Raw genomic sequence first — 2,421 nt, forward strand, 5'->3', positions numbered from 1 at the left:
GGACAAGGCGCAATCCCATCAGACAGAGGCCCCGGCCGCTCCGCAGGAGGAGCGGGCGGCGCGGCATCTGCGTCTGCTGGCCCGGGCGGCCGAGATCCAGATGGAGGTGATGGAGGCGACCCGCTGCGAGGCGCTGGATGAGCCGCAGCCCGGCGTCGATTATTGCCAGCGCATCGCCGTCGCCGCCAAGTCGCTGCGGCTGACCCTGCTGCTGGAAGATAAGTTCTCCCGCCCGCCCGAGACGCCGCCGCAGAAGGCCGGCCCGACCGGCGCGGCCAAGCCGAGTGACCAGGCGCCGCCCGAGATGCGGGCGATGCTGGCGATGGCGGCCGCGTCCTATCACGGCGCCGAGACCGAAGCCGAGGAGGCCGAGGCCGACGAGCGCTTCGGCGAGATCGTCGAACGGCTCGGCCGGCCGGAGGTGGCGGAGATGGTCGAGGCCAGCCCGGCCCCGGCGGCGGTTGCCCGGCTGTGCCGGGAGTTCGGACTGCCGGCGGACACGCAAGCCTGGCTCGACACCGCGGATGCGGCCCTGGAGGGGCTGGGTTATGCGCCGCCGGCCGAGCCGGCCGCGGGACCGCCGATGGACCAGGTCCCGGACCAGACCACGCTCCGGCGCCGGCTGCGGGTCATCATGGCGCTGGGCGCCGCGATCCAGGCCACGACGCCGGACGAGGCGGATTGGGATCGCCGGTTCTTCGAGATGGGCATTGAGATGGACCGGCCGGAGCTGCAGGCGATCGCCGACAGCCATCCGGCGGCAGAGGCCGTGGCCCTGCTGTGCCCGGAATTCGGACTGCCGCCGGAACAGGCGGAGCGCTGGGTCGCGGAATCGGACGAATATCTGGCAAGGCTGGATTTGTCGCCGGTGGATACCGGGTAGGTGCGTAGGTTGGGTTCGCGTTGGGCGAACCCAACCTACGAAGAATTGGATTGTGCCGCCTCTCCCGCCCCGCGGGAGGGGCCGGTGGTGCTTGTTTGGACGGCTCCTCCCTCGCCATGCTGCGGGCTGCGGGAAAAAATGCCGGCCCGTGTCGGAAGAGCCGCCCGCCCTGCGTCCTTGGGAGATGAAGAGCCGAACGAGTCGGGAGATCATCGCCATGACCCTTGCCGCGCCGGAGGACACGACGCATTCACCGGGAGCCTGCCCATGACCCCCACCATCACCGCCTTTGCATGCTCGCCCGATCGCGGCCGGGGATTGGCGCGGGACATGCGCGTCCGCTGGGCGCTCGAAGAGGTGGAGCAGCCCTACGACGTCCGGCTTCTGTCGTTCGGCGAGATGAAGGAGGCGCCGCATCGGGCGCGCCATCCGTTCGGGCAGATCCCGACCTATGAGGACGGCGATCTCGTCCTGTTCGAGTCGGGAGCGATCGTGTTCCACCTCGCGGAGCGCCGGCCGGGCCTGCTGCCGGAGGATGCGGGCGCCCGGGCGCGGGCCATCACCTGGATGTTTGCCGCGCTCAACACGGTAGAGGCGCCGATCCTCGAACGCCAGGTCGTCATGTTCCTGGAACGCAACGAGAGCTGGTACGAGCAGCGCCTGGCGATGGTCGATGAGCGCATCCGCGCGCGGCTGGGCGAACTCGCCGACCGCCTCGGCGATGCCGACTGGCTCGACGGCGCGTTCAGCGCCGGTGACCTGCTGATGATATCGGTGCTGCTCAGGGTCAAGGCGGCCGGCCTGCTTGACGCATATCCTAGCCTCTCGGCCTATGTCGCCCGCGGCGAGGCCCGGCCCGCCTACCAGCGTGCGTTTGCCGCTCAATTGGCGGTCTTCACGGCGGCGTCGGGGGGCTGACGGGGAGGGACCACGCCTCTCCCTTTCTTACATGTGGCGCGCAACCGGCTTGCTTCAAGTCCCGGCTCCTCCCGTAGAACCGGCGTCACTCGACACCACGGAAAAGGGGAGTCCGACATGGCTGTGCCGAAGACCGAGCATGCGGTGGTGATCGCCGGCGGGGGCCCGACCGGCCTGATGCTGGCGGGTGAGCTGGCGCTGGCGGGGGTCGATGTGACCATCGTCGAGCGGCGGGCCAGCCAGGACCTCGTCGGGTCCCGCGCCGGCGGCCTGCAGGCCCGCACCATCGAAATCCTCGACCAGCGCGGCATCGCCGACCGGTTCCTGGCGGAGGGGCAGAAGGCACAGACCGCTTACTTCGCCGGAGCCCGCCTGGACATCAGCGATTTTCCCACCCGCCACCCCTATGGGCTCGGGCTGTGGCAGAACCACATCGAGCGCATCCTGGCCGGCTGGGTCGCCGAGCTGGCGGTGCCGATCCATTACGGATGCGAGGTGACGGGCTTCGCGCAGGACGACACCGGCGTCGACATCCGGCTGTCCGGCGGCCGGTCGCTGCGGGCCCAGTATCTCGTCGGCTGCGACGGCGGGCGCAGCCTGGTCCGCAAGGCCGCCGGCAT

Annotated in this window: 3 protein-coding genes; all 3 read left to right on the forward strand. The window is 70.4% G+C overall.

Features of this window, described 5'->3' with window-relative positions:
- A partial coding sequence (locus AC3XYG_RS12760) for a hypothetical protein (protein WP_489140214.1) occupies positions 1-883 on the forward strand: 883 nt, incomplete at its 5' end.
- Positions 884-1,150: 267 nt separating this feature from the next.
- Positions 1,151-1,801, forward strand: coding sequence for a glutathione S-transferase family protein (locus AC3XYG_RS12765; RefSeq protein ID WP_489140215.1), 651 nt, complete (start codon positions 1,151-1,153; stop codon positions 1,799-1,801).
- A gap of 117 nt (positions 1,802-1,918) precedes the next feature.
- The coding region (locus AC3XYG_RS12770) for an FAD-dependent monooxygenase (protein WP_489140216.1) at positions 1,919-2,421 on the forward strand (503 nt) is incomplete at its 3' end.

The organism is Inquilinus sp. (genome assembly GCF_057815775.1).

Coding starts and splice junctions, on each gene's coding strand:
- AC3XYG_RS12765 (WP_489140215.1), top strand. CDS start 1,151: ATGACCCCCACCATCACCGCCTTTGCATGCTCGCCCGATCGCGGCCGG.